General features: G+C 67.6%; 24 protein-coding genes and 2 pseudogenes. 9 read left to right on the top strand and 17 right to left on the bottom strand.

All coding sequences use genetic code 11. From position 1 onward, the window contains the following. The first annotated feature begins 31 nt into the window (after positions 1 to 31). The 4 genes from NWF22_RS02735 to NWF22_RS02720 are packed head-to-tail and all read left to right on the top strand — an operon-like array spanning position 32 to position 3,720. The gene (locus tag NWF22_RS02735) at positions 32 to 1,003 is read left to right on the top strand and encodes an XdhC family protein (protein ID WP_160900739.1); all 972 of its coding nucleotides are present in this window, start codon (positions 32 to 34) and stop codon (positions 1,001 to 1,003) included. Further along, a complete protein-coding gene (locus NWF22_RS02730) occupies positions 1,000 to 1,611 on the top strand; it encodes a nucleotidyltransferase family protein (protein ID WP_160900740.1) in 612 nt (203 codons plus the stop codon). Before NWF22_RS02735 ends, NWF22_RS02730 begins: the two co-directional genes overlap by 4 nt. Next, positions 1,608 to 2,492 carry an AAA family ATPase gene (locus NWF22_RS02725; RefSeq protein WP_160900741.1) on the top strand — a complete coding sequence of 295 codons (885 nt, stop codon included), beginning with the start codon at positions 1,608 to 1,610 and terminating at the stop codon, positions 2,490 to 2,492. The genes NWF22_RS02730 and NWF22_RS02725 overlap by 4 nt, the downstream gene beginning before the upstream one ends. 13 nt (positions 2,493 to 2,505) lie before the next feature. Then, the gene (locus NWF22_RS02720) at positions 2,506 to 3,720 is read left to right on the top strand and encodes a vWA domain-containing protein (RefSeq protein WP_160900742.1); all 1,215 of its coding nucleotides are present in this window, start codon (positions 2,506 to 2,508) and stop codon (positions 3,718 to 3,720) included. 52 nt (positions 3,721 to 3,772) lie between these two features. Here NWF22_RS02720 and NWF22_RS02715 read toward each other — a convergent pair whose 3' ends face one another. Further along, positions 3,773 to 4,741, bottom strand: coding sequence for a LysR family transcriptional regulator (locus NWF22_RS02715; RefSeq protein WP_160900743.1), 969 nt, complete (start codon positions 4,739 to 4,741; stop codon positions 3,773 to 3,775). 105 nt (positions 4,742 to 4,846) lie between these two features. Here NWF22_RS02715 and NWF22_RS02710 point away from each other — a divergent pair, with 105 nt between their 5' ends. From NWF22_RS02710 to NWF22_RS02700, 3 genes are all read left to right on the top strand, one after another. After that, positions 4,847 to 5,677, top strand: coding sequence for a class I SAM-dependent methyltransferase (locus NWF22_RS02710; RefSeq protein WP_160900744.1), 831 nt, complete (start codon positions 4,847 to 4,849; stop codon positions 5,675 to 5,677). A 193-nt stretch (positions 5,678 to 5,870) separates the two neighbouring features. Continuing rightward, a complete protein-coding gene (locus tag NWF22_RS02705) occupies positions 5,871 to 6,203 on the top strand; it encodes an ArsR/SmtB family transcription factor (protein ID WP_160900745.1) in 333 nt (110 codons plus the stop codon). Beyond that, positions 6,203 to 6,916, top strand: a complete 714-nt coding sequence (locus NWF22_RS02700; protein WP_160900746.1) for a cation efflux transmembrane domain-containing protein — start codon at positions 6,203 to 6,205, stop codon at positions 6,914 to 6,916. The genes NWF22_RS02705 and NWF22_RS02700 overlap by 1 nt, the downstream gene beginning before the upstream one ends. A gap of 70 nt (positions 6,917 to 6,986) precedes the next feature. On the opposite strand, the gene ykgO is transcribed toward NWF22_RS02700, so the two are convergent. From ykgO to NWF22_RS02660, 8 genes are all read right to left on the bottom strand, one after another. Beyond that, a complete protein-coding gene (gene ykgO, locus NWF22_RS02695; protein WP_160900747.1) occupies positions 6,987 to 7,109 on the bottom strand; it encodes a type B 50S ribosomal protein L36 in 123 nt (40 codons plus the stop codon). 165 nt (positions 7,110 to 7,274) lie between these two features. After that, positions 7,275 to 7,889 (bottom strand): TetR/AcrR family transcriptional regulator, encoded by a 615-nt coding sequence (locus NWF22_RS02690; RefSeq protein WP_160900748.1) that lies wholly within the window; start codon positions 7,887 to 7,889, stop codon positions 7,275 to 7,277. A 28-nt stretch (positions 7,890 to 7,917) separates the two neighbouring features. After that, positions 7,918 to 9,729 carry a hydroxysqualene dehydroxylase gene (locus NWF22_RS02685; RefSeq protein WP_160900749.1) on the bottom strand — a complete coding sequence of 604 codons (1,812 nt, stop codon included), beginning with the start codon at positions 9,727 to 9,729 and terminating at the stop codon, positions 7,918 to 7,920. Positions 9,730 to 10,001: 272 nt separating this feature from the next. Continuing rightward, positions 10,002 to 11,489 carry a PH domain-containing protein gene (locus NWF22_RS02680; RefSeq protein WP_160900750.1) on the bottom strand — a complete coding sequence of 496 codons (1,488 nt, stop codon included), beginning with the start codon at positions 11,487 to 11,489 and terminating at the stop codon, positions 10,002 to 10,004. After that, a complete protein-coding gene (locus tag NWF22_RS02675) occupies positions 11,476 to 11,970 on the bottom strand; it encodes a PH domain-containing protein (RefSeq protein WP_160900751.1) in 495 nt (164 codons plus the stop codon). The genes NWF22_RS02680 and NWF22_RS02675 overlap by 14 nt, the downstream gene beginning before the upstream one ends. A gap of 38 nt (positions 11,971 to 12,008) precedes the next feature. Beyond that, the gene (locus tag NWF22_RS02670) at positions 12,009 to 12,791 is read right to left on the bottom strand and encodes an SGNH/GDSL hydrolase family protein (protein WP_160900752.1); all 783 of its coding nucleotides are present in this window, start codon (positions 12,789 to 12,791) and stop codon (positions 12,009 to 12,011) included. Positions 12,792 to 12,794: 3 nt separating this feature from the next. Then, positions 12,795 to 13,556, bottom strand: a complete 762-nt coding sequence (locus NWF22_RS02665; RefSeq protein ID WP_160900753.1) for an SDR family NAD(P)-dependent oxidoreductase — start codon at positions 13,554 to 13,556, stop codon at positions 12,795 to 12,797. Between the two features lie 56 nt (positions 13,557 to 13,612). Then, positions 13,613 to 15,403 carry an acyl-CoA dehydrogenase gene (locus tag NWF22_RS02660; RefSeq protein WP_160900754.1) on the bottom strand — a complete coding sequence of 597 codons (1,791 nt, stop codon included), beginning with the start codon at positions 15,401 to 15,403 and terminating at the stop codon, positions 13,613 to 13,615. A 93-nt stretch (positions 15,404 to 15,496) separates the two neighbouring features. Between NWF22_RS02660 and NWF22_RS02655 the strand changes: the two genes are divergently transcribed. Beyond that, the gene (locus NWF22_RS02655; RefSeq protein ID WP_160900755.1) at positions 15,497 to 16,078 is read left to right on the top strand and encodes a TetR/AcrR family transcriptional regulator; all 582 of its coding nucleotides are present in this window, start codon (positions 15,497 to 15,499) and stop codon (positions 16,076 to 16,078) included. Positions 16,079 to 16,282: 204 nt separating this feature from the next. On the opposite strand, the gene NWF22_RS02650 is transcribed toward NWF22_RS02655, so the two are convergent. The 7 genes and pseudogenes from NWF22_RS02650 to NWF22_RS02620 form a co-directional block, all read right to left on the bottom strand. Continuing rightward, entirely contained in the window at positions 16,283 to 17,530 is a 1,248-nt protein-coding gene (locus NWF22_RS02650) for an HNH endonuclease (protein WP_160900756.1), read from the bottom strand. A gap of 431 nt (positions 17,531 to 17,961) precedes the next feature. Next, a pseudogene (locus NWF22_RS02645) lies at positions 17,962 to 18,125 on the bottom strand (IS1380 family transposase); the annotation flags it as partial. Next, positions 18,112 to 18,321 (bottom strand): annotated as a pseudogene (locus tag NWF22_RS02640) (winged helix-turn-helix transcriptional regulator); the annotation flags it as partial. The pseudogenes NWF22_RS02645 and NWF22_RS02640, both read right to left, overlap by 14 nt. Before the next feature lie 32 nt (positions 18,322 to 18,353). Further along, entirely contained in the window at positions 18,354 to 19,499 is a 1,146-nt protein-coding gene (locus NWF22_RS02635; RefSeq protein ID WP_160900757.1) for a helix-turn-helix transcriptional regulator, read from the bottom strand. 111 nt (positions 19,500 to 19,610) lie between these two features. Next, positions 19,611 to 20,996 carry an FAD-binding oxidoreductase gene (locus NWF22_RS02630; protein WP_160900758.1) on the bottom strand — a complete coding sequence of 462 codons (1,386 nt, stop codon included), beginning with the start codon at positions 20,994 to 20,996 and terminating at the stop codon, positions 19,611 to 19,613. A gap of 108 nt (positions 20,997 to 21,104) precedes the next feature. Next, the gene (locus NWF22_RS02625; protein ID WP_160900759.1) at positions 21,105 to 21,530 is read right to left on the bottom strand and encodes a RidA family protein; all 426 of its coding nucleotides are present in this window, start codon (positions 21,528 to 21,530) and stop codon (positions 21,105 to 21,107) included. Positions 21,531 to 21,611: 81 nt separating this feature from the next. Further along, positions 21,612 to 22,004: a PfkB family carbohydrate kinase gene (locus tag NWF22_RS02620; protein ID WP_258321307.1), complete on the bottom strand. Its 393-nt coding sequence runs from the start codon at positions 22,002 to 22,004 to the stop codon at positions 21,612 to 21,614. A gap of 60 nt (positions 22,005 to 22,064) precedes the next feature. On the opposite strand from NWF22_RS02620, the gene NWF22_RS02615 reads away from it, so the two are divergent. Continuing rightward, positions 22,065 to 22,772: a DUF6891 domain-containing protein gene (locus tag NWF22_RS02615; RefSeq protein ID WP_233750876.1), complete on the top strand. Its 708-nt coding sequence runs from the start codon at positions 22,065 to 22,067 to the stop codon at positions 22,770 to 22,772. Positions 22,773 to 22,782: 10 nt separating this feature from the next. Here NWF22_RS02615 and NWF22_RS02610 read toward each other — a convergent pair whose 3' ends face one another. Continuing rightward, the gene (locus NWF22_RS02610; protein WP_160901407.1) at positions 22,783 to 24,564 is read right to left on the bottom strand and encodes a sigma-54-dependent Fis family transcriptional regulator; all 1,782 of its coding nucleotides are present in this window, start codon (positions 24,562 to 24,564) and stop codon (positions 22,783 to 22,785) included. Positions 24,565 to 24,737: the final 173 nt, after the last annotated feature.

Raw genomic sequence — 24,737 nt, 5'->3', positions numbered from 1 at the left:
AGCGCAGCAGCGTGTAGACGAGAGGAGTGCCATGACATCCGACGACCGCAGATCGCTCGACGAGGTGGCCGCCGAGTTCACCGATCGGCGTACTCCGTTCGCACGCGCCACCGTCGTGCGGGCACAGCCCCCGACCTCGGCGCGGGCCGGTGACCAGGCATTGGTGACCCCGGACGGTCAGATGTTCGGATTCGTGGGTGGCCAGTGCGCGATCGAATCGGTGCGGCAGACGGCCGTCGACTCGATCGCCGACGGCGAAGGCGTGCTGCTGCGGGTGCTCCCCGACGGGGCCGACGCCTATCCGGAGACGTCCGGTGCCCTGGTCGCGGTCAACCCATGCCTGTCGGGCGGTGCGCTGGAGATCTTCATCCAACCGGTGGTGCCCACCCCGATCATCCACGTGATCGGTGACAAGCCGATCGCACTGGCCGTCGTCGATCAGGCTCGGCTGTTGGGATTCGAGGTGCGCCGAGCCGACCCGGACGAGGCCGGAGGACATGACGTGTCCGAACCCGACGCGGTGATGGCGTCGATCGTCGCGACACACGGCGGGGACGAGGCCGGGGCGATCCGCGCCGCGCTGGAGAGCGGCGTCCCGTTCGTCGGGCTGGTGGCCAGCAGAACGCGCGGGGCGGCGATACTGGACGCGATGGATCTGTCGGCACCGGAGCGCAAGCGGGTGCACACCCCGGTCGGTATCGACATCGGAGCGCGCACCCCGCCGGAGATCGCCCTGTCGGTTATGGCGCAGGTGGTGGCAGCCATCCGACAGGGCGGGATCGCGGTCACTCACGGCACCGCTGCCGGCGCCGACGCCGACGCTGCCGGTGCAGACGCCGAGGGCCCGCGACGGGAGGTCGATCCGATCTGCGGGATGACCGTCGTGGTGACCGACGACACCGTCCAATGCACCGACGAATCCGGCCCACATTGGTTCTGCTGCACCGGATGCCGGGACACGTTCGTCGCCCGGTCGGCAGGTGGGCTGCAGGCGGCCCGATGACGGCGCCGGTATGTGCGGTCATCCTCGCCGCCGGCGGATCCCGCCGCCTGGGACGGCCCAAGCAGTTGCTCCCGTATGCAGGCACCACACTGCTGGGTGCGACGCTGGAGAACGTGCGCCGCCTGGGATTCGACCAGATCATCCTCACCCTCGGCACGGCCGCCGACGAGGTGATCGCGCACCACGACCTGGCCGATCTGACCGTGGTACGCAACCAGGTCCCCGAAGCCGGCTGCTCGTCGTCGATCCGGCAGGCGATTCGGTATGTGCCCGCCGACGCGGACGGAGTGGTGTTGCTGCTCGGCGATCAACCGGGAGTCGCCGGTTCGACGGTTCGGTCCCTGCTGTCGGCGGCCCGCGCAGCACCGTTGGCTGCGATTCGGTACCGAGACGGTCTCGGACACCCGTTCTGGTTGGGGCGCGAGGTGTTTCCCATGCTCGATCAACTCCACGGCGACAAGGGCGTCTGGAAGCTGATCGACGCCGCCGGTGCCCAACTCGTCACCGTCGACGTCGACGATGAGACCCCGCTCGACGTCGACACCGAGGACGACTACCGGAGACTGCTCGCCCGGTCACCCGAGGCGGATGCGGCGAGATCGCGATGACCGGCGAGGCGCCACTGTTCTCCTCACCCGACGACGTCGTGCGCCGCCTCGACGCCGTCGACTACCTCGCCGACGACGGACTGGCCACCGCACTGTTTCTCGCCACGTCGCTGCAGATGCCGATCCTGCTGGAAGGCGAACCGGGTGTGGGCAAGACGTCGGCAGCGACCGCGCTGGCGAGCGCCGTGGACACCGAACTGATCCGGCTGCAGTGTTACGAGGGGCTGGCCGCCCACGATGCGCTCTACGAGTGGAACTATCAGCGGCAGCTGCTGGCGATCAAGATGTCCGAGTCGCGTGGTCGCGCGCTGGACGACGCTGATCTGTATGCGCCCGAGTTCCTCTCGGAACGACCGTTGCTGGCCGCCATCCGGCATCGTGGGCAGCGGCCGCCGGTCCTGCTGATCGACGAGATCGACCGCGCCGACGACGAATTCGAGGCGCTGCTGTTCGAATTCCTCGGCGAGGGGGCGGTCACCGTGCCGGAGCTCGGCACCATCACCGCGCAGCGCCGGCCGCTGGTGGTGCTGACCTCCAACCGCAGTCGGGAGTTGCATGAGGCGCTGAGGCGGCGTTGCCTTTATCACTGGATCGTCTACCCCGGTGCGGCGCAGGTGGCCGCGATCCTACGGCGCACCGTGGCCGGCGCATCGGAGCGCCTCATCGCCGACGCATCGGTGTTCGTCGGCCGGGTGCGTGACCTCGACCTCGACAAGCCGCCGGGCATCGCGGAGGCGATCGACTGGCTGTCGGCGCTGATCACGTTGGGCGTCACGGAACTGGCCGCGACCACCGTCGCGCCGAGCATCGGCACGTTGGTCAAGACACCCGACGACCACGACACCCTGCTGGCCGCCCTCGATCACGGCGGCGTGTGGTGACCCGGCATCCGAGATGACCGGATCACAGATACTGGGGCACGTCGATCGTGCGGCGTTTGCCGCCGGATTCACCGACCGCCTCCGCAGCGCGGGTGTCCCCGTCGGCCACGCCGACGCCGCGGTGCTGTGTCGTGCTCTCGACGCGTTGCCGCGTGGGTCGATGTCGGATCGGTACAGACTCTATTGGACGATGCGGATCACCTTGGTGCGCAGACGATCCGACCTGGCAGTCTTCGACGCCGTGTTCGCCGCGGTGTTCGACGACGCCGTGTTCTCCCTCGACCCGGCAGCGCTGCGTAGCCGGTCGTCGGCTCGGTCCGGGGACCAGGAGCATCCGATACCCGGTGCGGCCCGGGGCGGAGATGACCCGGAGGGGCTACCGTGGGCCACTCTGCCCCGAATGTCGGTGGCCGAGAACTCCGACCGATCCGACGACGGCGGTGCACCGGTGTGGGTGCCCCGGCCGAGTGCCGTCGAAGCGATCTCGCAGGTGCCCTTCGATCACCTCGACACCGAAGAACTTCGGCAGGTCGAGGCTTGGCTGGACCGCGCCGTCGCCACTTGGCCCCGACGAAGGGGCCGTCGCGAACGCACCCTCGCCGACGGCAGGCGCATCGATCTGCGCGCAACGCTGGCACACTCCCGGCACACCGGATGGGAAGTCGCCGATGTCGCCTACCGTGGCCCGAGGTGGCGCGACCGTCGCGTGGTGATGATCTGTGATGTGTCCCAGTCGATGCAGGCCTACACCCGTGCATACCTGCATGTCATGCGCGCCCTGTCGCGACGGGGGCGGGGCGAGACCTTCGCGTTCGGCACTGCACTGACCCGAATGACACCGATGCTGGCGAGATCGTCGGTGGACGAGGCGATCGAGGAGGCGAGCGCGACAGTGGCCGACCGATTCGGCGGTACCCGGATCGCCTCCAGTCTGGACGCCCTGGTCACCTCGCGCCATGGCCAGGCCCTGCGCGGGTCTATTTGCGTGATTGCCTCCGACGGTTGGGATTCCGACGATCCAGAGCAGATGACCCGGGCGATGGCGCGGATCGCACGGCGCACCTTCGCGGTCATCTGGCTCAACCCGCGTGCGGGTGCCGCCGACTACGAGCCGCTCGTCGGCGGCATGGCTGCGGCTCTTCCGTACTGTGACCGACTGATGCCCGCGGCGACCGTTGCCGATCTCGCCGCGGTAGTCACCACCATCACCGAGCTGCGGCGGCGATGAGGCCCACGAAGCACACTCGCGGGCGGCCTCGGCCAGGCATCACGCGCGGCCGTCAATTCCACAGCGTGACATAGACGGCCGGCCGGAAACTCTTCAGCGGCACACCCGCTCCGCGGAGCATCGCCTGTATCGCCTTCGGGGTGGTCACGAATCGCATGAGTTCGCCGGCCGTGCGCGTGGGGTCGTGGGCGAGTGTCATCGCGCTCCAGGTCGCCCGTCGATGGACGCCTGGACCGGCCACCCGCGCGAGGCGTTCGGCGCGGAGATCGGAGTGCACGGCGAAGGTCAGGGCCAGGGTCAGACCGGTGCCGCGTTGCGTTTCCTCCCATGCGGCGGCGTCGCTCTGGAAGATCCGCTGACAGTCCTCGGGGACACCGAGATCGGCCAGCATCTCGGGGACCACACCGCTCTCGCCGGCTGCCGACGGGCCCAGATTCCACGTGGCGTGGGCCATCTCCTCCGGACTCACCCGGCGAGTGGTGAAAGGATGCGACGGCGACGCCATCACCTCGACGTCATAGGTCAGGAATTCCTTGCAGCTCAGCGTCGGCGCAGCCGATGCCGTCTCTGCCTCCAGCGGGGCGGCTCCGATCGCGACGTCGACGGCGCGCGACGCCAGTAGGGACGCGAACTGATCCGGCGGCTGCACGGTCAGCTCTACCTCGAGGTCTTTCGCGCGACGGGTGAACAGGTCGATCAGGCCGCCGACGGCGTGTTCGGCGAACAGGCTCGAGGTGGCGAGGCGGATCGTGCGCTGCCCGCCCGCGGCGGCCTCGACCTCACTGATCGTCTGGTCCTGCAGGCCCAGGATCTCCACCGCGCGCGCCGCGAGCCGCAATCCGCCCGGGGTGAACGCCAGCCCGGAGTGTGTCCGCCGGAACAGCTGATCGCCCAGACTCTTGCGCAATTGCGCGACGTGCATCGACACCGCCTGCTCGGTGAGGCCGAGTTCGGCGGCTGCCTGCTTGACCGACCCGGTCCGCACGATGGCGACAAAGGCGCGCAACTGGGCCGAGGTCATGGAGCCCATGATATTGAGGCTGCGGCGTCGATTCCGCGCTTCGGCGATGCTGCGGCGGAACGCTTTGCTCTCGAAAATCGTTGCCAACACGACTAAGTTGTGGGCATGAGTGGACCGTCACTTGCGGACATCTTCAATTCCACCAGCCCGGACTTCGACACCGTCACACCGTTGGTGTGGGGACCCGCCGGTGAGGCGCTCGTCGACGAGGTCGGCCTGTCGCCCGGTGACCGGGTTCTCGACGTGTGCGCCGGCACCGGTGCGAGTGCGTTGGCTGCGGCTCGGGTCGTCGGGCCGCAGGGTTCGGTGGTGGCCGTCGACTTCGCGGCCGATTTGATCGGTCGTGCGCGCGCGGCCGCCGATGCGGCGGGATTGCGCAACATCGACTTCCGGGTCGACGACGTGACCGCTCTGCCGGGCCGCGACGACGGTGGATACGACGCGTTGATCTGTGGCTTCGGGGTGTTCTTCCTCCCCGACATGGATGACACCGTGCGTCGACTCCTGACCTTGCTGCGCCCTGGTGGGCGACTGGGTTTCGCGGTCTGGCATGGCGACGCACTGTACGACTTCGTGGGAACCTTCTACACCGAGGTGGCCCGGATGACGGGTGCGGAGCCGCCGCCGTCGCCCCGTGACCCGTCGGACGGCCCGCCCCATCCCATCACGCGGATCGACACGGTGGACAAGATCACCGGGTGGCTCGCCGCTCTGGGCGCGGTCGGCGCGTCGGCGTCGGTGCTGACCTTGCGGGTGCCGCGCACGGACGAGTTCTCCTGGTCGATGGTGTTGGGTAGTGGGATGCGCGGCGCCCTGCACGGTATGGAGCCGCAGACCGTCGCCGACCTACGTGACGTGTTTCTCCGTCGACTCGCCGACGACGGCATGTCCGAGGTCAGGTGCGACACCCTGATCGCGACCGCGCGGCGGCCCTGAGCTCGCTGTTCTCCCCCGGAATTCGTCCCCCTGCGCCGCGACTCGACACCCTCCGCGCCATGGTCGTGCCCAGGTTCTCACGGGTGCCCGGTAATAGTGGACGTGATCGATGTGGTCGACCGTCCACGCAGCCCTCGATCGTCCAATTGGTACAGAGTATTGTGTATTCAGTATTGCGTGTACTGTTCGACGTATGGAAACTGTGGTCGCGGTCCGCGATGCGTTGACGAGGTTCGGCTACGCGTTGTCGGATTCCACCCGTACGCAGGTGCTGCTACGCCTGCGTACCGGCGGGGCCTACCCTTCCGAGTTGGCCGAGTCCATCGGCGTCACGCGGCAGTCGCTGTCGAATCATCTGAGCTGTCTACGTGGTTGCGGCTTGGTGGTGGCGGTACCGGAGGGGCGCCGCACCCGATACGAACTGGCCGATAAGCGAATTGCGCACGCACTCGACGACTTGCTCGGGCTGGTTCTGGCGGTCGACCCGACCTGCTGCGACAACGCTGATGACGAGGACTGCTGCTGATGGCGTCGGAACTGGGGATGCCGTCAGTGGGCAGCCGGACGACGAGCAGTCCGACGATCAGCCCCGACCATCGGAAGTTGTTGCAGCGTCGAATTCGATGGTTTGTCGCGATCACGATCACTTACAACGTAATCGAGGCGGTCATAGCGCTCACCGAGGGTGCTCGGGTGTCTTCCGGAGCGCTCATCGGCTTCGGTCTCGATTCGGTCATCGAGGTGTCGTCGGCGGCCGCCGTCGCCTGGCAGTTCGCCGGTAAGGATCCAGAGCATCGCGAGAAGATCACGTTGAGGATCATCGCGTTCTCGTTCTTCGCGCTGGCGTTGTACGTCGGAGTCGATTCGATCCTCGCCCTGGTGGGATTGGGCAGTGAGGCGCAGCAATCGTCGATCGGGATCGCGTTGGCTGCGGCGAGTGTAGTCGTCATGCCGGTGTTGTCGTGGGCTGAACGCCGAACCGGCCGCGAGCTCGGATCCCTCACGGCGGTCGCTGATTCCAAACAGACGTTGCTGTGCACTTATCTGTCCGCGGTGTTGCTGATCGGCTTGCTGCTCAACAGTCTGCTCGGGTGGTCGTGGGCCGACCCGATCGCGGCGCTGGTGATCGCCGGGATCGCGGTCCGCGAGGGTGTCAACGCGTGGAAGGGCGACGCATGCTGTGCGCCGGTAATCAATCGCGAGGCCACCGCAGCGCATGATTGCGACTGCTGCTCCTGACCGTCGACTGGGCGTCGGATTTCGTCGACTGGGCATGCCGGCGCCGTGCCGATATGGCAACCCCTCGACTTCAGCCCTGCCGTGCCTTGAAACGAGGATTGGCCTTGTTGATGACGTAGATCCTGCCCTTGCGCTTGACCACCTGAGAACCGGGTTGGTTCTTCAATGACCGAATGGATGCGCGGACCTTCACGAGGCAACCTCCTTGTTGGGAATCGTTTCCATTAAAGCATGAGCGTCCGGCGACTCGGAAATCGTTCTCGATACGAGTTCTTCGGTGACCAAGTCGTCCAATGGGTTCGCATCGGGACGACGGTGACCATCGCCCCCTGACCGATGGCAGGGCGCCGGTCGCGAGTCACAGGAGGTACGTCCTGGTCATCGACTTCCACAACTCGAGGTGCGGGTCCGTGGTCGGATCGCGGCGGTCGATCAGGTAGGTGGTGGCCACGCCGCGCATGCTCGACAACAGCAACGGATACAGCTCCGGGTATCGCGGTCGGGAGGTGAGTTCGTCGCCGAGGAAACCCGCGACGGCCTGACGCACCGTCGGTCCCAGGCGCCGCTCCGTCGGTACCAGCGCATTGCGGAGCTGCTCATTGGTCCGTGCGGCGATCCAGAGTTCCATCGAGGCAACGAAATACGGTTGGTGAAACGTGCTCCAGCCCACATCGATCGCGGGGCCGATTCGTTCGGCGGGATCGCTGGGCCAGTCCACCTGCTCGGGCATCTCGGCGATGCGGGTGCGGGCGAGATGGTCGACGGCGGCCATCAGCAAGCTGTCCCGGGAGGGATAGTGATGCAGCAGCCGTCCGCGCGTCACACCTGCCTCGGCCTGGATCGCCAGCGTGCTGGTCTTGGCGTATCCCCGCTCGACCAGTACCCGGATCGCGGCATCCAGGATCTGGGTGCGCGTGCGGTCACCGCGCGGCTGCGTGCCCGGCGGAACTGCTGCACGCGCCGATGAATCCATTCCGCGATAGTAGCCCGCGACGACGTGCTCAGACGTCGAGGAAATGCGGCAACCCCGCACGGTAACGGTTGCGATCCTCGGCCTTGAACGGATCGAGCATCGGCAGCTCCCACAACGGGAACACCGGTGCCGGCCGCGCCGGACTGTCGGCGGCGGCGAGGATCGCGTTGGTCACGCGCCGGCCGGATTCGTTCGCGCCCTCCATGGTCGCGAGATCGATATTGGTTCGGACATGGTCTCCGGCGATGAAGAAGTTGGGGATACGGGTGTGCGCGGTGGGGCGATGTGCATAGGAGCCGGCGGTGTTGACCATCAACGGGGTGGCGTTCTGGATCGTCGGCGACCAGGTGATGCCCGGGTCGAGCGACCAGGTGACCAGATCCTCGTCGCGGAGGATGCGTTTCCCGCCGGCGTTCATCGCGCGGCTCATCTGCGCCCACACCTCGCGCGCGATCTCCTTGCGGCTGCACTGTTTTGCTGTCTTGCCGTAGAGGATCCCGGGTTTCTCCCATTCGGAGATGTCGATGGACAGGCAGTCGCGCACGGTGCCGTCGCCGTAGGTCTTGGCGAAGTCGACATTCCAGGGCTTTGCCTGGAACAGGCCCGTCAGTGCCCACGGGGTGCCGAGTGAGGCGATGTGACTCGGCGGCACCTCGGACTTGCGGGACATGAAGTACTGGATGCCGACCATCCAATCGTCTTCGAGGCGACGGATTCCGGTCAGCGACGGATCGGCGCCCACGAGATCGGGGGTGAGCAGGGGCTTGAGACGGTCGATGGGCATGGCTGCGACGAACCAATCGGCGGTCGCTGTGCTGCCGTCGCTCATCGAGGCGCCGGTGATGCGTTTGCCCGCCACCTGGAATCGGCTGACGCCGGTGCCCATGGCGAATCGCACACCGCGCGACCGGAGATAGGCGACCCACGGATCGATCCAGGTGTGGTTGGTGGGTCCGTTGAGGATGCGGTCGACACCGCCGTTCACGAGCTCGGCATCGTAGTGTCCGACCAGGCCGGTGGCCGAGGTGGCCAGGGCCAGACCGATCTGCCCGATCGTGCGGGCCGAGGCGGTATGCGACTTGGCCGCGACGAGGGCGCGGGTGAGCGCACCCGCGAGGTAGGCGCGATACGCCGGAGACTTACCGTCGGCTTTGACGAACTGCAGCCACGACTGCTTCTCCCACTGGCCCAGCCGGCGCTCCTCGCAACTGGTGGCGATGATCAGTTCGCGGGCGACGAAGTAGGCGAGCTCATGCGGCGGGATGTCCACCACGAACTTCAGTCCGGTGGTCAGCGCGTTGCGTAGGTTCTCGAGATTGACGATGGCGGGAGCGTGGTCGATGAAGCCCATGATCGAGGCCGGAGCCGAGACCGGGGCGTATCCGGTGTCGTCGAAGGCGACGACCGCGGTTTCGACGTTGACGAGATGCCGGTTCTTGACGTCGCCGCCGCCGGCCAGCGGGATACGTTCCATGGTGTCCGGAACATGTTGGTAGCAGCCCGGGTAGAACCGGAAGCCGTGTTCGCCGGGCAGGTGCTGTCGGCCGCCGCGGGCGGTGTTCGGCACATCGTGACTGCGGGCCTTTCCGCCGAGGAAGGCGGGCTCGTACACGGTCACGCGGAACCCGCGTTCGATCAGCTCGTGCGCCGCCGCCAGCCCCGACATCCCGCCGCCGAAGACTGCCACTTCGCGGCCCTTGCCCTGGCCGGTGCGCGGCACCGCGCGGGCTGACGGCACCGCCACATTGGGCAACGCGACCGCGGTGCCGGCGAGTACTGCCGCGGCGGCCGCGCCCTTGAGCGCGGAACGTCGTGTGAATTCGTTGTGGTTGTTGTCCATGGTCCCCGTCCCTTGACAAACCAGTCAGCACTGACTGATGTGATGTGTACCACCCTGGGGGGTCGCGGTGGGACGGTTTGGGGAAATAGTCTCAAGAAAGTTGGTCAACTGTCTCAATCCCGCCGATCCGCGACTGTCTTGGACCTGCCCGTCCGTGCTCAGTCGACCGGAGACAGCGCCCAGCCAAGACAGCGCCCAGCCAAGACAGCGCCCAGCCAAGACAGCGCCCAGCCAAGACAGCGCCCAGCCAAGACAGCGCCCAGTTAACGGGGTCAGATGAGGAACGGCGCGACGAGGTCGGGGGAGACGGTGGCCATCGCCTCGGTGGCCGCTGCGGGGTCGACATCGACCATCGCATAGGCCTCGGTACCCGCCGCGGTCGCCAGCACCAGGGTCTCGACGCCTCGGCGTCGCTGGAAGAACGATGCGCGTGATGCCCAGCCGACCACGCCGTCGCGGTCGACGACGTAGCGATGGCGCGCCACCCGCGGCGGCCCGACGACCACCGACCGCTCGGTGATCCGGAAGCCGAGGTGGCGGTAGCGGACCACGCCGAGGCCGGTGGTGCCGATCGCCGCAGCGCCGGCAACGACCAGCCAGGGCCAGGTCAGTGGCCCGATCACGGCGACGATGACGCCGATCGCGACGAGCGCGCCGCCCCAGAATGCTCGGGTGAGACGACGGGACAACGCCACGGCTCCGTGGCGGATCAGCGGCACCGTGAGTTCGTCGCCCTCGTGGGTGACCAGCCGGCCGACGCGGACGGCTTCCTCGGCTGGTGCCGGCGGCAGCAGCAGCGGGGTCTTCGCCGGCCCGGTGGCGATCGCATGCAGACGTGACCCGCCCAACGGGCGCATGAGTATCGGTTCGTGTAGGTGGACACCGCGGACGCGCGCCTCGTCGAGGCTGGTCGCGTTGGTCGTCAGCAGCCCGCGGCGAATCCGCAGAGTGGCGTCGTCGGAGTTGCGGCTCAGGTCGAAGTTCCAGTAACCGAGGACGTATCCGGCGACCGACAGCACCGCACCCACGACGAGCACGGCCACCACGACGGCGGTGACGAGCAGTGGTAGCGGAATCGCGCGGAGACTGTCGGCGGTCTTCTCGGCGATGCTCGCGCCCCGCTCGTAGAGCCCGGTCTCGTTGGCGAGCTGCACCGAGAGTCCACCGACCGCGGCGGCCGCGGCCAGTCCGGCCATCGAGAACGGTGCGAAGCGCAGCCACGACGGCTGCAGGTGCGACAGCTGCTGGGGAGCACCGGCGGGTGTGGATTGTGCGGTGGCCTGCGCGGATTCGCGCGCCCCGGTTGCCATCAGGTACTCGTGCAGCATCTGTGCCTCGGGTGCGCCGACGGCGTTGAGCTCCACCACCGACGACTGCTTGTCGCCGCCGGTGCCGATGCGCACCTTCTGCAGTCCGAGTAGCCGCAGCGGCAACGACGCGGTGAGGTCGACGCTGCGAACGCGGTCGCGGCGTGCGGTGGCCACCTTTCTGGTCAGCAGTCCGCTGCGGACACGCACGTGTTCGTCGGTCACCTGATAGCGGGTGGTCAGCCACGGCACCACGGCGACCACCAGCACCGCGACGATGGCCAGGGACAGCATCAGCAGCGGCGCGCTGCGGCCGGCGAACACGATCGCCAACAACACCGGGATCAGCTGCGGCAGCTGCTCCACGGGGCGGACGGCGATCATCCACGGGGACAGCCGATGCCACTCGTCGGCTTGGTCGACGACGGTGCCGGCGAGGTCAGGTCGCGTCATCGGCCTGCGTACGTGCGGTGAGGTCGGCCGCGGTGGCCCGGGCGACACCCGAGTCGAGTCCGACGATGCGGATGGTGCCGGCCGACGACGCGGTGGTGACGGTCAGGGTGGCCAGGTTGAGCAGCTGTTCGATGGGGCCGGCCGCGGTGTCGACGACCTGGATGCGCGCGATCGGGATCATCACCCGCGACCGGGTGAACCATCCCGATTGGGTGTAGACGGCCTCGTCACTGATCTCCCACCGATGAAACCGGTACCGCCAGATGGGCACGACCGTGACATAGAACGCGGTACCCAGCACGCACGCGATCGCGGCGATCAACGCGATCAGCCGGACCTGATCGACAAGCGACGCGACGATCACACACGCGGCGAGCAGCGGAAGTCCCACCAGTAGCGGCGTCATCCGCCACATGGTGATCGACCGTCGGTCGACCTGGTGGGCGGGTTCGCGCAGGAGTAGTTCAGGGGTGGCAGCCATGTCTCCGACAGTCTACGAAGACCGGTGCCGGGTGCGGCTCAGCCGACCGATGCCGTGTCGACGGTGATCCAGGCCGGATGTTTGGCCGAACGGGCATCGCCGGACGATCGACCGCGCAGGCGGCGGATCACCCATGGCGTGAGATGGGTGCGGACGAAGCGCAGGTCCTCGACGGCGCGACCCCGGGTGATCGGCGCGGCCGGACGCTCCGGGATCGGTACCGTGTGCACGCCGAGCGCCCGCAGGAGTGCGGCGGCGACGCGCTGGTGGCCGACGGGATTGAGGTGGAGCCGATCGTCCGACCAGTACTCCGGCCGCCGCAGTTCGGTGTCGTGGAACAGGTCGACGAAGGTCACGCCCGCCTCGTCGGCGAGCGTGGCGGTCTCGGTGGTGAGCAGTTCGCCGCGGGCCCGGATCGTCTCCCCGAACGGCAGCCCGCCGGACGGGTCGGCGCCGGCGAGCAGGACCACCTCGACGCCGGCGTCGAGGCAGCGCCGCACCGCGACGCGGGTCATCTCGATGAGCTGCGCGGGTTCGATTCCGCGACGCAGCATGTCGTTGCCGCCGCCGTTGAATGTCAGCAGGGTCGGCAGCGGATCGAGAGCCAACGCGGCATCCATCTGACCGGTCGCGATCGGTGCCAACAGCCGGCCGCGGATCGCGAGGTTCGCGTATTCGATCTGCCCGTGGTGCATCGCCAGCCCGTCGGCGACCAGATCCGCCCATCCGCGCACGTGGTCGCCGACCGGCACTCCACCGACACCTTCGGTGAAACTGTCGCCGACCGCGACGTACCGAACCGGATTTGTCTGCTGCCGCATGGACTATGTGACGGTGATGCCGCCGTCGACCGGGATCGTCTGTCCGGTCACGTATCCGGCTGCCGGCGAGGCCAGCCAGATGGCGGTGGCCGCCAGCTCCTCGCCCTGACCCATCCGGCCGAGCAGAATGCGCGGCAACTGGGATTCCAGATAGCCGTCGTGGTAGCTGTCGGTCATCTCGCTGGCGAAGAATCCCGGAGCGATCGCGTTGACCCGGATGCCCTTTCGTGAACCCCACTGCTGGGCGAGGTCTCGGGTCAGACCGATCACGCCGGCCTTGCTGGCGGCGTAGGCGGCCTGGGGAAGCCCGGCGGTGGTGATGCCGAGCACGCTGGAGATGTTGACGATCGCGCTGCCGGGCTGCATGACCCGCCCGCACGCCTGCGCCATCCAGTACGACCCGTTGAGGTTGATGTCGACGACCGAGCGGAACTGGTCGGGGGTCTCGCGGGTGGCCGGGACGGCGGTGCCGATACCGGCGTTGTTGATCAGTACGTCCACGCGGCCGAACGTCTCCATCGCGGCATCGACGACGGCCTGGCACTGGTCGGGGTCGGCCACGTCGGCCGTCACGTTGAGCGCCTTGCGGCCCAGGGCTTCCACCATCGCGGCGGTGTCGGCCAACTTCTCCGCGCGGCGCGCAGCGAGCACGATGTCGGCACCGGCCTCGGCGAACGCCTTGGCAAATGCCACCCCGAGCCCCGACGATGCGCCGGTCACGATCACGACCTTGTCGGTCACGCCGAACAGATCTGTCACGGACATGCAGTTCTCCTCAATTGCTGGTGATCGGGTGCGTCACGGCGGACTGGTGTTCCGGCCTACAGCCAGGCCGGGTCGGCGTCCAGGGTGGTGCGGTCGAGCGCGGCGACCAGATCGAGCTGGATGCGGGTCTTGGGCAGCTCGTAGCGGTAGAAGTAGCGTGCCGCCGCGCGCTTGCCGTCGTAGAAGTCGCCGGTCTTCGTGCCGACGGCGAGCAACTGTTCGAGCCACATCCACGCCACCACGATGTGTCCGGCGGCCTCGAGGTAGGCGGTGGCATTGGCCAGGGCGACGGCGGGATCGCCACTCGACCATGCGGTGGCGGTGGCTGCCACGAGCTGATCGACCGCCCCGCGCAGCTGCGTGGCGAACTCGGCGGCCTCGGTGTCGTCGGTCTGGCTGTTGTCGGCGGCGCGTTCGATGGTGGCGCCGATCGTCTCGGTCAGCAACGAAAGTCCGGCGCCGCCGGCCATCACGACCTTGCGACCCAGTAGATCCAGGCCGTGGATGCCGTGGGCGCCCTCGTGGATCGGGTTCAGCCGGTTGTCGCGGTAGTACTGTTCGACATCGAATTCTTTGGTGTAGCCGTATCCGCCGTGCACCTGGATGGCCAGGCTGTTGGCTTCCAGACACCACTGCGACGGCCAACTCTTGGCGATCGGGGTCAGCACGTCGAGCAGCAGCCCGGTGCGGGAGCGTTCGTCGTCGTCGCCGGTCTGTTGGAGGTCGACGAGCTTGCTGCAGTACAGCTCCAGTGAGAGCGCGCCTTCGACGTAGGACTTCTGCGCCAGCAGCATCCGTTTGACGTCGGCGTGCTCGATGATCGGCACCGGCTTGCTCGCGGGGTCCTTCTGGTCGACCGGACGGCCCTGGGTACGCACCTTCGCGTACTCGAGTGAGGCCAGGTAGCCGGCATATCCCAGTGCGGTGGCGAGGAATCCGACGCCGATGCGGGCCTCGTTCATCATCTTGAACATGTACGAGAGCCCGCGGTGTTCCTCGCCCACCAGATAGCCCACCGCGCCGGGGGTGTCGGTGGGGGAATGGCTGCCGTCGCCGAAGTTCAGCAGGGTGTTGGTGGTGGCGCGGTTGCCCATCTTGTGGTTGAGGCCGACAAGAGCGACGTCATTGCGGGTGCCGTCGGCCAGGTACTTCGGCACGATGAACAGCGAGATGCCCTTGACGCCGGGGCCGCCGCCGGGGGCCTTGGCCAGCACGAGATGCACGATGTTCTCGGACAGTTCGTGTTCGCCCGCCGAGATCCACATCTTGGTGCCGGTGATCCGGTAGGTGCCGTCGTCCTGCGGTTGTGCCTTGGTGGTGATGTCGGCGAGCGACGATCCGGCCTGCGGCTCCGACAGGCACATGGTGCCGAAGAAGCGCCCCTCGATCATCGGTCGCACCCAGGTGTCGATCTGTTCGGGGGTGCCGTACTCGGCCAGCAGGTTCGCGTTGCCGACACTCAGGAAGGCGTACGACGACATCCCCGCATTGGCGGCCTGGAACCATGCGCTCGAGGCGCGGCTGACCACGGTGGGCAGCTGCATGCCGCCGAGCGACTCGTCGAAGGACCCCGCGGTGAGGCCGGCCTTGATGAACTCGGCGATGCCCGAGGTGATCTCCTCGGGCAGCACGACCTTGCCGTCGTCGCCGACGTAGGGCTCGTGCTGGTCGCCGAGCTTGTTGACGGGAGCGAAGCGCTTGGTGGCGAGGTCCTCGCTGAGCTCGAGTACGGCGTCGAACGTCTCCCGGGAGTGCTCGGCGAACCGCTCGCGACCGGTTAGCGCCTCGGCGTCGAGCCACTCGTAGAGCAGGAACTCGAGGTCGCGGCGGGAGAGTGGTGCAGCCATGGGGCTCCTTCGTCGGCATCTCGCTAAGCGCTCGCTTATGATGCATCGTACTGTGCGACGAGGTCAACAGGTCCTGATCGAGTGAGGAGTGAGATGCCGGTGACGACGCGCGACTCCGCGGCCGCCGAACGGATCCGGCAGGCGGCGATCGCCTCGTTCGCCGAGGTGGGTTACGGCGGCACGTCGACACGGCAGATCGCCAAGCGGCTGAACATGAGTGCTGCGGCCATGTATCCGCACTACAAATCGAAAGAAGAACTGCTCTACGTCATCGCGCTGGACGGCCACCGCGGCGTCTTGTCGGCATTGCGCGAGGCGGACGACGACGCGCTGCCCGCCGCCGACCGGCTGCGGACCGTGATCGAGGTGTTCACCCGCTGGCAGGCCGAGCACCACGAGCTGGCCAAGGTCGTGCAATACGAACTGCACGGACTCACCCGCGAGCACTACCGGACGATCACCGCGATCCGGCGCGAGACCTCCGCCGTGTTGGCCACGATCGTGCAGGGTGGGATCGACTCCGGTGAGTTCACCGTCGCCGTCGCCGACGACGCGGTGCTGGCCCTGTCGTCGTTGTGCGTCGACGTGTGCCGGTGGTTCCCCTCACGAACCCACCGGGATCCGGTGGCGCTAGGGCGGGCCTACGGGGAGCTTGCGGTCCGCATGGTGCGGTGATCGCCACGCGGCATACGGTTTGCGGGCAATGTGGCCGCCGGCGCACGGTGTCGCGTACCGCGCACCACCCTGGTTGGCGTGCAACTGTGGTGGCCGTCGGGTACGCGTCACCATGGTGGTGGCGCCGGTTTACGCTGTGGAGTTCTCAAGGGACGGTTGCGGTCCCGACCGGGGCCGGGTGCGTGGGAAGTGGTGGGCCTGGCTTCAGGCGGCTGCAGGCAGGTTGTCGAGGTTCAGGGTGCGTCGGTTGTAGGCGGGTATCGGTCGGCGGTGCGGGTCGACCGAAACGGGTGGGATGAGCCAGGGGTGTCGGTCGTGGCCCATGATCACCTCCCATCCGTTGTGGTGGATGTCGGCGTGACAGGATGGGCATAGCAGGCATCCGTTGTCCAGCACTGTGATTCCACCGTCAGCCCAATGCACGAGATGGTGTCCCTGGCAGCGGGTGGCCGCCACTCCGCATTTGATGCAGCACTGATCCCGCTTGTGCAAGGCTTTGCGTAGGTGGGGCGGGAACAGGCGTTTCTCCTTACTCATCTCCATCGGCACCTGCTCACCGTCGACGATCGCCACGGTCGCGGTGGTGTCGCAGGTCAGGGTGCGCAACGTGGCTTCGGTGAGTGACCCCATGAACGGTAGTTCGGCCAGGTCCGGGGTATCGGCCGGTACCGACACCAGCATCTGATGACGCGGTGCGGACGCGGCATCCCCGCTGCGGGCGGCGATATCCAACAACGCTTCGAGTGCATCGGCGTGGCGGCGCTCCGGGCCGCGGGCATCGGGTGAGCCGTCGGGTTCGGGTCGGGGTGCGGCCAACTCTTCCATCGCCGCACTGAATTTTTCGCCGACTTCGGTGTTGAGGTCGGCGCGCACCTGCAGGCGGCCGTCGCCGTCGACGTCGTGGGTGAGGGCGTTGAGGTTGCGGTCCTCGGATGCGGGTAGCCCACCGGTGTCCTCGGCGTGCTGGTTACCCAGCCGGCGGGCGTGTTTTCCGATCTCGGCGGGGGTGGCGCCGGAGAAGAATTGGGCGAGGAGGTCGGTCACGATGTTCAGACGTGCCGGGTCGTCGATCGGTTCCGCCGATCTTGTCGCGACGTGCTCGACACCTTTGCCGACCGCGTCGACATGTTCGGCCGAGATCGCCCCATCGGCGGCATGGGCGCCCAGGGTCGGGAGTTTCGTGCGGGCGGCGGCGATCCGGATCAACCGGGAGGCGACCGCCGGGGCCAACCCCATCACGATCAACAGTTCACTCACCTTGCGGCCGTGATCGGTGGCCACGCCGAGTCGGTCGAGATGGCCGACCACCGTGGCAGCGTGATGCTCGATCAGATTACGCAACGTGACCAGCGCGGTCATCGCGTCGAACGCCGCCCGCCCCGACATGTCGTCGTCAAAATGCAGCTCGCGCAATGAATCAGTGATGGTGGTGAGATCCCCCGAAGTTCTCATGACTCCAAGGTAATCGCAAGAGTGTTCGATGTCAAGGGAATGGTTCGTGAGAATTATTCTGGGACAGAGGGTTTGGACGGAAACGCAGTGAATTGTGCTTTTCAGTGGACTTTGGTGATCAGGAGTCACAGGAGTTACATGTTTCGGGTAAATATCACCGCGAGAAGATAATTCGCCCGAGCGTGCAGCGAGTTCGGCTGGATAAGCCTCGAGCCACCGATCGATGATTCGTGGTGCGGTGACTCGTGTTGAGCGGGTCGGGGCGTGGTGGTTAGGGTTCAGGTTGGCTGTTGTCGGTGGATCACTTTGGTGAACAACAGGTTCCACTCGGTTTCCCATGGCCACCGGACGGGTACGTGCAGGGTGATGCGCCCACCGCCCGGTGTCGGCGTCGTAGATGGCGTCGGTGTATTCGATGGCCGTCCATGCTGAATCGCCGAGTTCAACCCGCGGACCCGGGTGTAGCCGAACCCGGCACCTTGTTTGGCGGGCCATGTACTTCGATGATCGAGTCGTCGATGTCGACCATCACCGGCCCGTCGGCCCGGGCCGGCACCGGCGTGTGCGTGTGTAGACCGGCCAACAGTCGGGTGGCGGGCAACTGTCCGGGTGACCAGCCTGTCACGTCCAGGGGGGAAGGGTCTGGGTCAGCATCTTTCGACTGACACCCGCGATGATCCGAGATAGCTCCGAATACCGCAGGGTCAGGGCTTCTTCCGCACCGACTGGGTCATCGCGCCCAGGGCCACAAGATCCAGGACGACCCATTTGTCCGACAGTCGCTCGAGCAATCGGCGGAATCAGCCCCAGACGGCACCGGTGTTCACATCAATCCGGATGGGCTCGTGGCGTAAGACCCCGACGGCAACAACGGGTCGTTCATCCTGGGCGCGTACTGGTCGAAGTAGACGCGCGCGATGAGTTCGCGTCGGCTGCGCACACCGGCCTTGTCGAAGATCGACTTCAAGTGGTCCTGGACGGTGTAGGCGGATACGTGCAGGGTGGCGGCGATGTCCTTGGTCGCCACACCCTGCAGCACCATCTGCGTGACGTCGCGCTCGCGGGAGGTGAGTCCGAAAGCCGCGACGACGAGCGGCACGATCTCCGGGGGACGCGCCTCCTCGATGGTGACCACCACTTCGCCCACCCGATCGACGGTGCTCGACAACGGCGACGCGTGCACCACCAGCCACATGCCTGACGCTCCGCGCACCCGCAGCCGCGGCGGAACCTCGGATTCGCCGCGCCCGTAGCGGCGTGCGGCGCTCACCAGGCCAGTGATCACCGACGTCGCGGCACCGCTGTTCGCGCCGGACAACAGGTCTGCCAGCCGCTCTTCGGCGCCGGCACTCATCTGGATCATCTGGTTGTGGCTATCGACGATCAGGACGCACGGGCCGGACGGCACCGCCTGCGGCTCGGCGACGATGGTGGCGAGCAAGCCGGTCCGCACACCCCGGGCCAAGGGCTGGGACAGCGTACGTAGGAAGTCCACCTCGCCGGAGGTGAAGGGCTTCTCCTCGAATTCGCGGAAGAAGGCGATGGCGCCCCATACCTGATCGCCGTCGCGCAGGATCAGTCGCGCTTCGTCGGTGAAGTCGTAGTTCGGCCGCATGAACTCGTGCATGCGGGGCGAATCCTGGGTCTTGCCCGCGGTCATCTCGTGCATGCCGACCGCGTCGATGCCGGCCCGGGCGAGCTGCCGAAACGACGAGCATTCCGGCGCCCCGTATTCGCGCAGTCCCCACTCATCGTCGTGGTCGTTGCGGCCCAACAGGTTTCCGTACTTGCGGGTGCTGGTGAGCAGCAGCGTGTTGGGGTCGACCGTGGCCATACACGCCGCCGCGTGCGGGACGGCCCGGACCAATGAGCTGATCGCCTCGCCGAGGAAATCGCCGACGTCGAGGCCGGCGCGGGCGAGGACGTCGACATCGCTGCGCACGCGCTCGAGGGTCAGACTCGTCGTCATGGATAGATTCTCCGTTTTCGCAGGTCATCTGTCTATCCCAGATATGTGGGGGGGCACCGGACAGCGCACGGCGAGGGTGCGTCGGGACGCACCCTCGTCGTGCGAGTGAGATCACCCGAGGCGGGAGAACATCCCTGTCGAGTCGTGCCGGCGTCGGATCTCCGCGAGTCGTGACCACTCGGCGGCCGACCAGAGCGTGGGCAACTCAGCGGCCGGGGTCTGGCCGGCGAAGTTGAGCAGACCGCCGGCCGACCACGGTGCGACCGCGCCGTTGACGGCGGCGACATGTGCGCCCGCCTGCTCGCCCAACGGGCCCGCGGGCACCCCGATCGCCAGCACCGTATAACCGGCGGCACGCCCGGTCACTGCGTTCGGCACCCCCTGGGGTGCGGCCAGGGCGCCGCCGAGCAGGCGGATCTCGACGATGGCCAGCGGACTCGCCACCTGCGGGCCGGCGACGGCCAACACGGCGTCGACCGCCTCGACCGGCAGGTCGCGGATGGCGCAGCCGCGCTCCACGCTGGGCAGCGGGCCGGGTGGGTCCATGTGCACGGCGTCGAGCGCCGCGGTCGGCAACACGTCGACGTTCTGCAGCAGTACCGGTCCGGCAGACATCATCGGCGCCAGCAGTTGGGCACCCACGGCTGGATCGCCGGTGTAGGTGAACCGCAGGTGCACGGCGGTCTGGCCTTGCAGCGGCGGCGGCAGGGTGGGATCCGGTGGGAGTCGCAGGATGGCCACCGACGTCCCGGCCGTGTCCGGCAGGGTCGGCGCCCAATCGCGCCACATGTGCAGCACCTGTTCGGCGGCGTCGCCGGCGAAGAAGACCCCACCCCCGTAGATCGTGCTCAGATCGAGCAGTTCGAACTCGATCGCCGTGACGACACCGCAACCGTCGCGGCCGCCGAGCAGTGCCCAGAACAGATCGGAGCCCGCGCCGGCGTCGACCGTGCGGATGATGCCGTCGGCGGTGACCAGTTCGATGCGTCGCACGCGGTCGGCGGCGTAACCGAACTGGCGTCCCAGCGGGCTGAGCCCGCCGCCCAGCGTGTAGCCGACGATGCCCACCGACGACGACGACCCGGCCAGCCCGGTCAGTCCGTGCGGTGCGGTCGCCGGGGCGAGGTCACGCCACCGCACGCCCGCGCCGACCCGCGCGGTCCTGGCCGCCGGATCGACATGGATCTCCGTCATCCGGGCGGTGGTGACCATCAGGTAGCCGCGCCCGTCGATGGCTGCTCCGTGGCCGGTGGCCCGGGCGCCGACGCGCAACCCGTTGGCCCGGGCGTAGCGCACCGCCTCGGCCACGTCGGCGGCGGAGGTCGCGCCGACCACGACGGCGGGTGCCGGTGTGCCTGCCGCATTGAAGCCGGCGAGTTCGGTGGCGTAGTCGGCGTCCTCGGGGGTGAGCACCGGGCCGGCGACGGCCGCGCCGAGCTCCGTGACGTCGAGGGTGCGGGTGGGTGGGATGTGTTCTTCGGGGGTGGTGACGGACATGAGTTCTCCTTGGGTTGGGGTGATGCTGGGTTGGGTTGGGGGACAGGGGGTGCTGGTGTCGAGATCGTGACAGCTACCGCAGCGGTGCAATCGATCCGACGACGAAGCTCACCGACCCGCCTGCGCGGTGATCTCGATCGCCAGGCCGGGCAACGCGAGGGCGGCGACACCGACCAACGCGGCCGGCGGGGTGGCGCCGTGGGCGTCGAGCCGTTCGGTCAGCGCCTCGTAGGCCGCCAGGGTCGCGGGGATGTCGGTGGCGTAGATGGTCAGCATGTGGACGTCGGCGAGCGTCATATCCGCCTGGGCGAGGATCTCTTCGATGTGGTGCACGGCCAACGACAGTTGCGCGGCCACGTCGCCCTCGTGCAGGACGGTGCCGTCATCGTCGACCGATGCCTGTCCGGCGATGGTCAGCACTTCCTGTGGGGCAGGCCGCAGCTGGGCGTGATCGAAGCGGAACTGTGCGTTCCAGGTCGTGGGGTTGATTCGAGTCGGGTTGATACGAACGGTGGTGGGGGTCGGTGTGTTCATGCATTTCAGCGTGCGCCTTCGGCACGCCGGTGCACATCCCGATCGGCCGGGGAATTGCCGGCCCAGAATTCTGGGGGTCGGTCAGATGGCCGACGCTGGGGGGCGGTCAGCTGTCCGACACGGGTCTCCCACGTCATCTCCCGATGATCGGAGCCGAGTCCGCAGGCGACGATTTCGGCTACGGCACAACCGACCTCGGCGGACCCACGCAGACCCTCCCGTGCCCCGGGCGGCGAGAGACCCGGCGGAGAAGGCGTCGCCGCAGCCGCTGGTGTCGACCACGTCGACAACACATGCCGTGGCGTGACCGACCCTGTCGGCGGTCACCACGGAGGCGCCGTCGGCGCCGTCGGTGGGTGCAACACACGCGACACCGCGCTCGATGAGCCGCTGGCTCGCGATCTCGCCGCGCAATCTGGAGCTCGAGCGCGCGACCGATGTCGGTCGAACAGGCGAAGGCGCCGTGACTCCCACCGAACGGTGGTCCTCCGAACGAACGAAATCCGGACCGAGCCGGAACCGCGGGTATGGCTGATGCGTCCACACTTCGTGGAGGTCGACGAGGGGAGCGTGATGCGGGGAGAACGTCTCACCGATCTGCGGGAGCTGATCAGGTCGCGACTGGTGCCGGGGTTCACCGGCATCGACGAGGTCGTGTCCGACGCCCGCGATTGGGCCGAGGACAACGGGGAAGCAACCGATGAGGTGACCGCCGAGGTGCGACGGATGTGGGACGCGCGCCGAGCGGAGGAGGCGGCCTGGACCGACACCGGCGACTTCGGCCGATTGCGTGCCGCGTTCGCCGAACTCGACGACATCGGGGTGCTGGCCCGCATGAACTTCGCCTGCTGCGCGAAATGCGCGACCGCGTCCATCGACGACGAACGCACCCCGGCACCCGACCGCGACGACTGGTACAAGTTCCGGGAATGGGCCTACGTCTTCTTCGACGAACAGGACGCAGCCCACCTCGCCGACGACGACCCGGTTCTGCACCTGTCCTACAGCGGTTTCCGGCCGCACGAATCTGTACCCGAATCGGTGCTGGATGCGATGTCGGACGGCGACACCGACGCAGAGCACCTCGCCTACGCGCAGACCGAGACGCTGCTCGCCGAGCAGATCGTGGCGGTGCTCGCCAGACACGAGCTCGAGGTGAGCTGGTCGGGTTCACCCCACGACCGGATCGGTGTCCTGGTGCGTGCGTGGCGCAAAGCGTTGCCGGACACCGACGACGTGTGATGGCGGGCCGTCAGAGGTCGATGCCGAACTCCTTGATCTTCCGATAGATCGTCGCGCGTGAAATGCCCAGCGCGGCAGCGGCAGCCGGCTTGTGGCCACCGTTCTCTTCAAGACTCCGGATGATCGCGTCGCGTTCCATCGCCTCGATCCGGGTCAGGGTGTGCCGACTGAGCGCCCGGCACGACGGCGGAAGCTGGTTGACGTCGATGACCCCCGACCGCTGGTGGGTGACGATCTCGCGCAGGATCTGCCGGAGCTCGGCGACGTTGCCGGGCCAACTGTACTTCGCAAGCTGACGCATGGCCGCCGAGGACACCGTCAGCTCGCGCCCACGCGTCAGTTGGCGCAGCAGCGACGGGATCAGATCCTGCAGATCCTCGATGCGGTGACGCAGCGGTGGGATGGGCACGGTGTGGGTGAAGAACGGCAGCAGAATGGCTGCCGCGTCCGCGTCGTGCAGGGCATCGACGGTCAGGTCACCGACGGTCACTCCCACCCAGCCGGCGCCTTCGCGCCCCTGCAGCATGTCGGCGATGTGGTCGAGCGTGTCGCCGTCGAGCGCGTCGACGTCGCGCAGCACGATACTGAAGTCCTCCCGGTCGAGTTCAGTGTCGAGCGCATCGAGGGATTGCGGTATCCGTAGGTCGGCGGCCGAGAACACGCGGACATTGCCACGAGTCAGGGCGGCACCGGTCCGCAGCACGGTGGATCGTCCGGTCCCGGGTTCGCCGGACACCGCGAGCCAGTCGCCGGCTCGGAGGGAACGGACCACCCGATCACAGGCCTGATGCCACGAGGAACTCCGTCCGACGACGCCGGGAAGTGCGGTTCCGCGTCTGCGGGCCGTGGCCGGTTCGGCGCGCTCACCGGTGTCGATCAGGTGAACATGGAAGATGGCCATCCCCGCTGTGTCGTCCCAGAACTCCGGAACGGGCGACAGCCGCGCGACCCGGCCGCTGGCCATCGTGCCGACCCGGCGGGACGCCGTCGTGTCGAGCGTTTGATCCACCGCGTGCTCGAGCAGCGAGATGTGATCCTGGGGATCGATGGCCAACCGCAGGCGCTGGTTCATCAGCACCACCTCACCGGCGATGGCCAGCACCATCATCTGTGGGGCGCGTCGACACGTGGCGAGGTAGGCGTTGAGCAGACGGGATTCGTGTTCGCTGGCCTGCGACAACATCCGCTGTTCGATCTGTGCGGTCGCCGACTTCGCGAGTGACAGCAGCAGCGGGCCGCCGTCGTCGGCGAGGCCGGTGAGGTCGAGGGCGCCCACGCACGCGCCGGACACCGGGTGCACGATCGGGACGCCGGCGCAGGACAGGTCGGCCAGTACCCCGGCGTAGTGCTCGGATCCACGTACCAGGGTGGCCTGCCGGTTCTCCAGTGCGGTGCCGATCCCGTTGGTGCCGGCATGCTCTTCGCTGTAGCTGTACCCGGGGGCCAGGCTCACGTCGTCGAGCATGCGTTCCAGCGGCCGGTGGGCGGTGGCCCGGGACAGCACCACACCGTCCGGGGAGGTCAGGATGATGCTGACCGGTTCGGCCGACAGGTCGTCGGCGAGCTGCCGGATGACGGGCCGGGCCGCACTCACCAGGGGACTCTCGAGATTGGGTTCGCGGACGAAGGGCAGTTCGAGACGATCCGCGTGCACGTTGAAGGCCCGCGATCGGCGCCACGAGGTGGAGATGCTCTCGCGCACGCCGACCGGTACGTCGTCGTCAGAGAGGAAGCGTTCCCGCGCCGTGGCGATCGTGGTGGGTGTTCTGGGTGACGATGGCTGGAATCCCACAGACAAACAAGGCTCCTCTGGATGTGGATCACGATGTGATGTGGATCTCACACCTGTCCGAGTCTAACGGCTCACGCACGCCCTGGATCGTGGTATGCGAGATCGTTGCGAAGGAGGGCCGGCCGCGATCAACGCCGCGAACAGATTCGTTCGGATCGCGGCCGACCCAGTTC

The organism is Gordonia mangrovi, assembly GCF_024734075.1.
In the GTDB taxonomy this organism is placed as follows: Bacteria; Actinomycetota; Actinomycetes; order Mycobacteriales; family Mycobacteriaceae; genus Gordonia; species Gordonia mangrovi.
The sequence above is the reverse complement of the archived record's forward strand: the minus strand, read 5'-3'. Positions and strand labels throughout refer to the sequence as shown.

Excerpts from the sequence above, each read along its gene's own strand:
- NWF22_RS02735 (WP_160900739.1), top strand. The coding sequence starts at position 32 with ATGACATCCGACGACCGCAGATCGCTCGACGAGGTGGCCGCCGAGTTC.
- NWF22_RS02730 (WP_160900740.1), top strand. The coding sequence starts at position 1,000 with ATGACGGCGCCGGTATGTGCGGTCATCCTCGCCGCCGGCGGATCCCGC.
- NWF22_RS02725 (WP_160900741.1), top strand. The coding sequence starts at position 1,608 with ATGACCGGCGAGGCGCCACTGTTCTCCTCACCCGACGACGTCGTGCGC.
- NWF22_RS02720 (WP_160900742.1), top strand. The coding sequence starts at position 2,506 with ATGACCGGATCACAGATACTGGGGCACGTCGATCGTGCGGCGTTTGCC.
- NWF22_RS02715 (WP_160900743.1), bottom strand. The coding sequence starts at position 4,741 with ATGACCTCGGCCCAGTTGCGCGCCTTTGTCGCCATCGTGCGGACCGGG.
- NWF22_RS02710 (WP_160900744.1), top strand. The coding sequence starts at position 4,847 with ATGAGTGGACCGTCACTTGCGGACATCTTCAATTCCACCAGCCCGGAC.
- NWF22_RS02705 (WP_160900745.1), top strand. The coding sequence starts at position 5,871 with ATGGAAACTGTGGTCGCGGTCCGCGATGCGTTGACGAGGTTCGGCTAC.
- NWF22_RS02700 (WP_160900746.1), top strand. The coding sequence starts at position 6,203 with ATGGCGTCGGAACTGGGGATGCCGTCAGTGGGCAGCCGGACGACGAGC.
- NWF22_RS02690 (WP_160900748.1), bottom strand. The coding sequence starts at position 7,889 with ATGGATTCATCGGCGCGTGCAGCAGTTCCGCCGGGCACGCAGCCGCGC.
- NWF22_RS02685 (WP_160900749.1), bottom strand. The coding sequence starts at position 9,729 with ATGGACAACAACCACAACGAATTCACACGACGTTCCGCGCTCAAGGGC.
- NWF22_RS02680 (WP_160900750.1), bottom strand. The coding sequence starts at position 11,489 with ATGACGCGACCTGACCTCGCCGGCACCGTCGTCGACCAAGCCGACGAG.
- NWF22_RS02675 (WP_160900751.1), bottom strand. The coding sequence starts at position 11,970 with ATGGCTGCCACCCCTGAACTACTCCTGCGCGAACCCGCCCACCAGGTC.
- NWF22_RS02670 (WP_160900752.1), bottom strand. The coding sequence starts at position 12,791 with ATGCGGCAGCAGACAAATCCGGTTCGGTACGTCGCGGTCGGCGACAGT.
- NWF22_RS02665 (WP_160900753.1), bottom strand. The coding sequence starts at position 13,556 with ATGTCCGTGACAGATCTGTTCGGCGTGACCGACAAGGTCGTGATCGTG.
- NWF22_RS02660 (WP_160900754.1), bottom strand. The coding sequence starts at position 15,403 with ATGGCTGCACCACTCTCCCGCCGCGACCTCGAGTTCCTGCTCTACGAG.
- NWF22_RS02655 (WP_160900755.1), top strand. The coding sequence starts at position 15,497 with ATGCCGGTGACGACGCGCGACTCCGCGGCCGCCGAACGGATCCGGCAG.
- NWF22_RS02650 (WP_160900756.1), bottom strand. The coding sequence starts at position 17,530 with ATGAGAACTTCGGGGGATCTCACCACCATCACTGATTCATTGCGCGAG.
- NWF22_RS02635 (WP_160900757.1), bottom strand. The coding sequence starts at position 19,499 with ATGACGACGAGTCTGACCCTCGAGCGCGTGCGCAGCGATGTCGACGTC.
- NWF22_RS02630 (WP_160900758.1), bottom strand. The coding sequence starts at position 20,996 with ATGTCCGTCACCACCCCCGAAGAACACATCCCACCCACCCGCACCCTC.
- NWF22_RS02625 (WP_160900759.1), bottom strand. The coding sequence starts at position 21,530 with ATGAACACACCGACCCCCACCACCGTTCGTATCAACCCGACTCGAATC.
- NWF22_RS02615 (WP_233750876.1), top strand. The coding sequence starts at position 22,065 with ATGCGTCCACACTTCGTGGAGGTCGACGAGGGGAGCGTGATGCGGGGA.